8 protein-coding genes are annotated in these 8,015 nt (G+C 65.2%); 2 read left to right on the forward strand and 6 right to left on the reverse strand.

Going from position 1 to position 8,015, the window contains the following annotated elements; translation table 11 throughout:
- From trbE to ACVWZA_RS14075, 6 genes are read right to left on the reverse strand one after another with little or no spacing between them, the layout of a single operon-like run.
- Complete coding sequence (gene trbE, locus ACVWZA_RS14050; protein ID WP_457311863.1) at positions 1-2,457, reverse strand: conjugal transfer protein TrbE; 2,457 nt, start codon at positions 2,455-2,457, stop codon at positions 1-3.
- Positions 2,451-2,723, reverse strand: a complete 273-nt coding sequence (locus ACVWZA_RS14055) for a VirB3 family type IV secretion system protein (RefSeq protein WP_457311864.1) — start codon at positions 2,721-2,723, stop codon at positions 2,451-2,453. The genes trbE and ACVWZA_RS14055 overlap by 7 nt, the downstream gene beginning before the upstream one ends.
- Positions 2,720-3,061, reverse strand: a complete 342-nt coding sequence (locus ACVWZA_RS14060; protein ID WP_457311865.1) for a TrbC/VirB2 family protein — start codon at positions 3,059-3,061, stop codon at positions 2,720-2,722. The genes ACVWZA_RS14055 and ACVWZA_RS14060 overlap by 4 nt, the downstream gene beginning before the upstream one ends.
- A complete protein-coding gene (trbB, locus tag ACVWZA_RS14065) occupies positions 3,058-4,065 on the reverse strand; it encodes a P-type conjugative transfer ATPase TrbB (RefSeq protein WP_457311866.1) in 1,008 nt (335 codons plus the stop codon). The genes ACVWZA_RS14060 and trbB overlap by 4 nt, the downstream gene beginning before the upstream one ends.
- A complete protein-coding gene (locus ACVWZA_RS14070) occupies positions 4,062-4,481 on the reverse strand; it encodes a ribbon-helix-helix protein, CopG family (protein ID WP_457311867.1) in 420 nt (139 codons plus the stop codon). The genes trbB and ACVWZA_RS14070 overlap by 4 nt, the downstream gene beginning before the upstream one ends.
- 4 nt (positions 4,482-4,485) lie before the next feature.
- On the reverse strand, positions 4,486-6,513 hold the full coding sequence (locus ACVWZA_RS14075) for a conjugal transfer protein TraG (RefSeq protein ID WP_457311868.1): 2,028 nt from the start codon (positions 6,511-6,513) through the stop codon (positions 4,486-4,488).
- A 175-nt stretch (positions 6,514-6,688) separates the two neighbouring features.
- Between ACVWZA_RS14075 and ACVWZA_RS14080 the strand changes: the two genes are divergently transcribed.
- Both ACVWZA_RS14080 and ACVWZA_RS14085 read left to right on the forward strand, forming a co-directional pair.
- The gene (locus ACVWZA_RS14080) at positions 6,689-7,129 is read left to right on the forward strand and encodes an antitoxin Xre-like helix-turn-helix domain-containing protein (RefSeq protein WP_457311869.1); all 441 of its coding nucleotides are present in this window, start codon (positions 6,689-6,691) and stop codon (positions 7,127-7,129) included.
- A gap of 130 nt (positions 7,130-7,259) precedes the next feature.
- On the forward strand, positions 7,260-7,823 hold the full coding sequence (locus tag ACVWZA_RS14085; RefSeq protein ID WP_457311870.1) for an RES family NAD+ phosphorylase: 564 nt from the start codon (positions 7,260-7,262) through the stop codon (positions 7,821-7,823).
- Positions 7,824-8,015 lie beyond the last annotated feature (192 nt).

Genomic DNA, 8,015 nt, shown 5'->3' on the forward strand with positions numbered 1-8,015 from the left:
TCATTCTCCTTCTTGGGGGTTTTGAGGATCGGGAAAGTCGGCGAGCAGGGCGGCGGCCCAATCGAGGCCGGCATCGCGCAGGAAGTGGCCTGCGAAATCGCGGTCACCTTGTTTCTCCAGGATCGTATCGATGCGCGCCTGCGTCGCTGGGTCGGAGGCGCCGCACAGGGCGAGAGCGATCGGCCCCAGCCCCAGTTCGAACAGCCGGTTGCCGCGGGCGGATTGCAGATAATATTGCCGCTTCGGCGTCGCGCGGCTGACCAACTCGATCTGCCGGTCGTTGAGCCCGAAGCGTTCATAGGCGGCGCGGCTCTGCGGTTCGATCGCGCGATCGTTGGGCAACAGGATGCGCTGCGGGCAGCTTTCGATGATCGCCGGCGCAATGCTGCTGTCGGAGATGTCGGCGAGCGACTGGGTGGCGAATACCACCGCCACATTCTTCTTGCGCAGCGTCTTCAGCCATTCGCGGATGCGCGCGGCGAACAGCGGATGGTCGAGGAATATCCACGCCTCGTCGAGCACCAGCAAGGTGGGCCGACCGTCGAACCGTTCCTCGAGCCGATGAAACAAATAGGTCAGCACCGGCGCGACGACACCGGCCTGGCCCATCAGCGCCTCGGTCTCAAAGCACTGCACATCCGCGATGGCGAGATCGTCATCGGCTGCGTCGAGCAATCGCCCGAACGGGCCTTCCAGCGTGTAGGGCGCAAGCGCCGATCGCAGCGCGGTCGATTGCAGTAACAGCGACAGGCCGGTCAGCGTCCGCTCTTCGACCGGCGCAGTCGAGAGATTATTGAGTGCGGACCAGAGGGCTTCCTTTACCTCAGGGGTTACCGACACCTTCTCGTGCGCCAGCAGCGCTCCGACCCATTCGGCCGCCCAGGCCCGCTCGCCGGCGCGATCGATATGGCGCAGCGGCTGGAAGGCGATGGCGCGGGCCTCGCCGTCATGCTCGCCACCAAGCCCAAGCGCATGGTGCGCGCCGCCCATCGCGAGCACCGCGGCGCGGGCCGAGAAGCCCTTGTCGAAGACATAGACCTGCGCGCCGGCATAGCGGCGAAACTGCAACGCGAGCAGCGCGAGCAGCACCGACTTGCCGGCACCGGTGGGGCCGACGATCAGCATATGGCCGACATCGCCGACGTGGGTGGCCAACCGGAACGGCGTCGAGCCGCTGGTCTCCGCATAGATGAGCGGCGGCCCGTCGAGATGGGCGTTGCGCGCCGGCCCCGCCCAGACCGACGATAGCGGCATCAGGTGCGCCAAGTTCAGGGTATGGATAAGCGGTTGCCGAACATTCGCATAGACGTGGCCCGGCAACGAGCCGAGCCAGGCTTCAACTGCGTTGATGCTCTCGCGGATGGTGGTGAAGCCGAGGCCGTTGACGATCCGCTCGACCTGCCGGACCTTGGCCTCGACCCGGGCGCGGTCGGTATCGATGACGGTGATCGTCGTGGTCAGATAGCCGAACGCGACATGATCGCCACCGAGCGCCTGAAGCGCGAGATCGGCATCGACCATCTTGTTGTCGGCGTCGCTGTCGAGCAGCTGGACGGGCTGGTTGTAGATGACCTCGCGCAACAGGGCGGTGATCGACTTGCGTTTGTTGAACCATTGCCGGCGCAGCTTGGTGAGCGCCTTGGTCGCATCGGTCTTGTCGAGCGCGATGAAGCGCGTGACCCAGCGATAGCCGAAATCCTGATGGTTGAGCGCGTCGAGGATCCCGGGTCGGCTCACACCTGGAAAACCGAGGATGGTGAGCGTCCGGAGATGCGCATCACCCAGCTGCGGCTCCAGCCCGCCGGTGAGCGGCGTGTCGGCAAGTAGTCCGTCCAGATACATCGGTGTCTCGGGCGCGCTGACCGCATGACGCCGCGCGGAAATCGTGCCGTGCAGGAACGTCAGTGTCTCGGAGTCATTCAGCGCGCGCACTTCAGGCATGAAGCCGGACAGAAGGTCGAGCGCGCGATCGGTCTCGGCGACGAAGGTGGCGAGCGCTTGCCGCCAATCGCGCCCCTTCATATCGTCGCTGCGCTCGATCAGCGCGCGGCCAGCCGTGTCGGCTTGATCGGCGGGCGGCATATAGGTGAGCGTCAGATGATAGCGGCTCTCGAAATGCTGGCCCGCATTCTCGAACCCCGCGCGCCGTTCCTCATCGACCAACCAAGAGGCTGGATCGGGAAAGTGGCTTGCCGGATAGCCAAGCGCTTCAAGCCGCTCGGCATCGAAATGCAGTGCCCAGCCGGTGCCAAAGCGCTTGAGGACATTGTTGGCCCGTGCGCAGGCTGAGACGAGTTCGGCTTCGGTTGCAGATTCGAGGTCCGGCCCACGGAAGCGGGCGGTGCGCTGGAAGCTGCCGTCCTTGTTGAGAACAACACCCGGCGCGACCAGCGCAGCCCACGGCAGATGATCCGCCAGCCGGTCGGCGCGGTTGCGGTATTCGCGCAAGCTCAACATCCGAGATGCCCCTTCTGGCGAAGATGGCGGGCCAGCACGGGCGCGAAGTCCGGATCGCGCTTGGCGGCGAACACAGCGAGCGTGTGGCCGAAAGCCCAGACCAAGAGCCCGGCGATCCATTGCTGAAGGCCCAGGCCAAGAGCGGCCGCGACCGTGCCATTGACGATCGCGATCGCCCGCGGTGCGCCGCCAAGCAGGATCGGTTCGGCCAGCGACCGGTGCAGCGGCGCCTCGAAGCCCTCGATATGATTACCCGTGCCGATCACGAGATCAGCGCCCCGCCGCCAAAGCTGAAGAAGGACAGGAAGAAGCTCGACGCGGCGAATGCGATCGAGAGGCCGAAGACGATCTGGATGAGCTTCCGAAACCCGCCCGCGGTCTCGCCGAACGCCAGCGTCAGGCCCGTGACGATGATGATCATCACCGCGACGATCTTGGCGACCGGCCCTTGCACCGATTCCAGCACCTTCTGAAGCGGCTCTTCCCAAGGCATGCCTGATCCGGCGGCCTCGGCATTGGTCGCGACAACAAGCGCGAGGCCGAGTGCGGCGCCGATCAGGATAGCCGGATTGCGGTCAGAAATGCGGGACAGGCGCATGGTCATTCTCCTTGGGTTTGAGTCGTTGGATCGGGAGTGAGGTCGATGACGGCGTAGCCGCCGTCGGGATCGACACCGGCGACGCGGGCGATCGTCTCGACGCGTCGGGCGAGGCCGCGGCCGGCGATGAACACAATCACGTCGATGGCTTCGGCGATCAGTCGGCGCGGCACCGTGATGACGGTTTCCTGCACGAGCTGTTCGAGCCGATAGAGTGCCGACACAGCGCTGTTGGCATGGACCGTGGCGATGCCGCCAGGATGGCCGGTGTTCCAGGCCTTGAGCATATCGAGCGCCTCGGCGCCGCGAACCTCGCCGACGATGATGCGGTCGGGGCGCAGGCGCAGCGTCGAGCGGACGAGGTCGGCCATCGCGACCGCACCGACCCCGCTCGCATTACTGGCACGCGTGCGTAGCGCCACTACATCGGAGGCGGCGCATTGCAGTTCGCGCGTGTCCTCGATCAGGATCACTCGCTCGTCGAGATGCGCCATCTCGGCGAGCAGCGCATTGGCGAGCGTGGTCTTGCCCGAGCTGGTGCCGCCAGCGACAAGAATGTTCTTCCGGTCCACCACCGCCAACGACAGAAGCCGCGCGGTGTCGGCGGGCATGATACCGTCGTTCACATAATCGAACAGGGTGTAGATCTTCGCCGCGGGCTTGCGGATCGAAAAGCATGGCGCCAACGACACCGGCGGCAGCACGCCCTCGAACCGCTCGCCCGCGCCGTCACCGTGCGGCGGCAGTTCGGCCGATATGATCGGCGATGCCGCATGAACCTCAGTTCGCGCGTGGCTCGCGACCAGGCGAATGATCCGCTCGATCTGTGCGGGATCATAGCGTGTGCCCGTGTCGACGCGGCCTTCGCCAAGGCGATCAAGCCGTAGCGCGCCGTCGGGATTGACCATGATCTCGATGACGAGCGGATCGGCGAGCGCTGCTGCGATGGTCGGCCCCATCGCTGTGCGCAGCATCGCTCGGCGGCGATCTGAGGAAAGCGTCTCGCTCATCGCAGTGCCTCCGTGCTTGCGGAGTCGTCGCCTTCGGCCGCGCCAATGCTGCGCTTGCCCGAGCCGATCTGGCGGCCGACCTGGGCGACGAACGCCTCAAACCGCTCGCGCCCGACCGCGCGCGCCGGGCCGTCCGCGTCGGGCAATGGGGCGGTGACGGTGAGCTGATAGCGGACGAACAGCGACAGGCTTTCGAGCAGCACTTCGATGTCGCGGCGGGCGTGGCCGATCTCGCGCGAGATACGGTCGAGCCTGCCCTTCAGAAGATCGTCGATTTCCTTCGCGCCGCGCCGGGCGATGTACGCGGCCAACGCGTCGCTGACGATCTGCGACTTGGACGTGCCGGGCCTGCGGGCCAGGTCATCAAGCGCGTCGCTCAGCGGCTGATCGATATAGAGGTTCTGGCGGACCTTCATGGCGTCAGAACCCCGGCAGCAGGTCGCGCCCGCTCTCGTTGAACCCGTATCCACGCGCCACCGCGCTCAGGCCGCGCGAGCGGTCCATCGCCTTTTGGTCGGTCGCGGGATCGCCATCGTCCTGTTCGGCCGGGATCAGCTCGAGCTGCTTCGGCTCTTCGCGCTTCGGCGCGGCCTCTTCCGCCAATCCCGGATGACGTTGCTGCTGAAGGCCGCCATCTTCGGACTCGCGCTCGGTGGCATCCTCGGCACGCACGAGACGCGCGTCGGGGCGGCGCGCGAAATTGCCCCAATCGTTCGAGCGTGCCTGGGGCCGGTCGGCATAAATGCCGCTCGCCAGCGCGGGTGGGGCCGCTACGCGCGCAGTGAAATTGGGATCCTCGTAATAGCGCAGCTTCTGCGCGCGGATCGGTGCCAGCCCGGACACCAGCACCAGTTCGTCGGCGGGCGGAAGTTGCATCACCTCGCCGGGTGTCAGGAGCGGTCGCGCGGTCTCCTGTCGGCTGACCATGACGTGCGCGAGCCAGGGCGCGAGTCGGTGACCGGCATAGTTGCGCATCGACCGCTGCTCGGTCGCGGTACCGAGCGCGTCGGAGATACGGCGCGCGGTGCGCTCGTCGTTAGTCGCAAACGCCACGCGGACATGGCAATTATCGAGGATCGAGTTGTGTTCGCCATAGGCCTTCTCGATCTGGTTGAGGCTCTGAGCGATCAGGAAGGCGCGGACGCCGTAGCCGGCCATGAAGGCTAGGCTGGTCTCGAAGAAATCGAGCCGACCTAACGCCGGAAACTCGTCCAGCATCATCAGCAGCTTGTGCTTGCGGATTGCCGTATCGGCGGTGTCGAGCCGTTCGGTCAGCCGCCGGCCGATCTGGTTGAGGATCAGGCGAATCAGCGGCTTGGTGCGGCTGATGTCCGACGGTGGGATGACGAGATAGAGCGAGACCGGCTGTTTAGATTCGATGAGATCGGCGATCCGCCAATCGCAGCGCGACGTGACCTCGGCGACGGTGGGATCACGATACAGACCGAGGAATGACATGGCGGTCGAGAGCACACCCGAACGCTCATTGTCCGACTTGTTCAGCACCTCGCGCGCCGCGGACGCCACGACGGGGTGAACTTGCGGCGCGTCCTTGGTGCCGAGATGATTGGTTGTCATCATCCGCTTGAGCGTCGCGATGAAGGGACGTTGCGGATCGGAAAGGAAGGTCGCGACCCGCGCCAGCGTCTTCTCCTCTTCAGCGTAGAGGACGTGGAGGATCGCGCCGACCAGCAGCGAATGGCTGGTCTTTTCCCAATGGTTGCGGCGTTCGAGTGCGCCCTCGGGATCGACCAGGATATCGGCGATGTTCTGGACATCGCGGACCTCGTTCTCGCCGCGACGAACTTCAAGCAGCGGGTTATAGTGCGCCGAGCGCGCGTCGGTGGGGTTGAACAGCAGCGCGTGGCTGAAGCGAGCGCGCCAACCGGCGGTAAGCTGCCAGTTCTCGCCCTTGATGTCGTGGATGACCGCCGAACCGGTCCAGCTCAGCAGTGTCGGGACGACCAGGCCAACGCCCTTGCCCGAGCGGGTCGGCGCGAACGCCATGACATGCTCCGGCCCGTCGTGACGGAGATAGCGGCCATGATAACGGCCGAGGAATGCCCCGGAATCACTGAGCAGCCCCGCGTGCTCCATCTCACGGGTCTCGGCCCAGCGCGCCGAACCGTAGGTCGTGACATGGCGCTGTTGCCGGGCACGCCACAACGAACCGAAGATGGCGGCGCCGCAGCCGACGAACCCGCTGGCGCCGGCGAGCGTCCCCGCTTTGTCGAAGACATGCGGCGCATAAGCATCGAAGTGATACCACCAGGCGAAGATCGCCCACGGCCGGTAAACCGGGGTATGGAACAGCAGGAACCAGGGCGCGCCAAGCTCGGGCTGATAGGCCAGCATCGCCGCCGCCCATTGCGTCGCCGCCCAGACGCCTGCGATCACGATCGCGAACACGGTGAGGATCTGGCCAATCAGCAACTTGGTCGGGGTCATTGGGCGCTCCGCCCCAAGGGCAAAGCAGCCGCTCGGGTTCATGCTCGCAAGGATCGGCTCCGTTGGCTGTCGAGAGAATTACGGTCTCGACGCGCCACGACGCGGGGTGACGCAATTGCGGCTATCTATTGACATAATGTCATTTGACGCGCATCTGCGCATCAGGAGACGCAATATGAGCAATGTTGTTCAACTCGATCGCCCGCTGGTTCCGCACAGCGACGAGCTTCAGACCTTCGCCGCCGAAGCCGACCGTCGTCGATTGACCGCAACGGCGCTAAAGGCGTTCGTTCGGCTGCGTGAGCACTGGGATCTCGGCAATGCCGAGGCGGCGTCGCTGCTTGGGGTGTCGGCGAGCACCTGGGATAGGATCAAAGCTGGAAAATGGGATGGCGAGTTGAGCCAGGATCAGTTGACCCGCGTTTCGGCGCTCGTCGGCACATTCAAAGGGCTTCATCTGCTGTTCGCGGACAGTATGGCCGATCGCTGGCCGAAGCTTCCCAACCGCGATCCGGTCTTCGAGCGGCTGTCGCCGGTCGCCGCCATGATCGAGGGCGGGATTCCGAGGATGCTCGAGACCCGTCAGTACATCGACGCCTTGCGTGGCGGTCTCTGATCCGGCGCGCGTGGACGGCCTTCCGGTCGTTCGCGACGCTTTCCCGCGCACGATCCGCCTCGTCGCCAGTGCTCGCTTGCGACCCCCTGTGCTCGGCGACCTCGTCGATGACGAGGACGAGCTTGCCGCATTGGCGGAGATCGAAGGAGCCACCAGCAGTCGTCGTGTTGCCGAGGAGCGCGGTACGGGTGGCCTTCCCGCCGACGAACTCGTCCACGGCGTTCCGCACGCGCGGTTCATCAACGCCAGCTTTGCTTATGCCAAGCCGCGCGAGTCCAACCGCTACAATGGCACCGATCGCGGCGCCTGGTATGCGGCGCTTGTGGTTGAAACGTGTGTCGAGGAGGTGGGCCATCACTTGACCAAAGCGCTTGCCGATACTGGCGATTTCAACGCCGTGGTCGATTATGCCGAGATGTACGCCAGCATGGCTGGCGAGTTTGTCGATTTGCGGAATGCCCGCGATCACGCTTCGCTCAACCCCGATCCGGCGATGGGCTATCCGCCCGGGAACGCGCTCGCCGCATCAACGCGCGGGGCAGGATTGAATGGGATCATTTACCCATCGGTTAGGCACGCAGGCGGCACCTGCATCGTCGCATTATGGCCACATGCCGTTCAATCGGTGGCGCAGGGATCGATCTTCAGGCTGACTTGGTCAGGAACTCCTACCTATCGCGTGGAGGAGATTTGAGCGTCGGTCAGCCTCCATCGCGTCCAAAGTGCCCCGGCCGTTGCCGAAAGCGGTGCTACGGTCCTCCGCGCTATAAAGAATCGCAACCGGCACAGTTTGGTGGAAGCACGAACCCGCTGCGCGGGAGGGCGCATGCGGCGCAGTTGAGGTGAACATACGGGCGTTGCGCGGCGGTTGAGCGCGGCGGGCGGC

The sequence above is a fragment of the Sphingomonas sp. UYAg733 genome (assembly GCF_054057355.1).

Coding starts and splice junctions, on each gene's coding strand:
- trbE (WP_457311863.1), bottom strand. CDS start 2,457: ATGTTGAGCTTGCGCGAATACCGCAACCGCGCCGACCGGCTGGCGGAT.
- ACVWZA_RS14060 (WP_457311865.1), bottom strand. CDS start 3,061: ATGACCATGCGCCTGTCCCGCATTTCTGACCGCAATCCGGCTATCCTG.
- trbB (WP_457311866.1), bottom strand. CDS start 4,065: ATGAGCGAGACGCTTTCCTCAGATCGCCGCCGAGCGATGCTGCGCACA.
- ACVWZA_RS14070 (WP_457311867.1), bottom strand. CDS start 4,481: ATGAAGGTCCGCCAGAACCTCTATATCGATCAGCCGCTGAGCGACGCG.
- ACVWZA_RS14075 (WP_457311868.1), bottom strand. CDS start 6,513: ATGACCCCGACCAAGTTGCTGATTGGCCAGATCCTCACCGTGTTCGCG.
- ACVWZA_RS14080 (WP_457311869.1), top strand. CDS start 6,689: ATGAGCAATGTTGTTCAACTCGATCGCCCGCTGGTTCCGCACAGCGAC.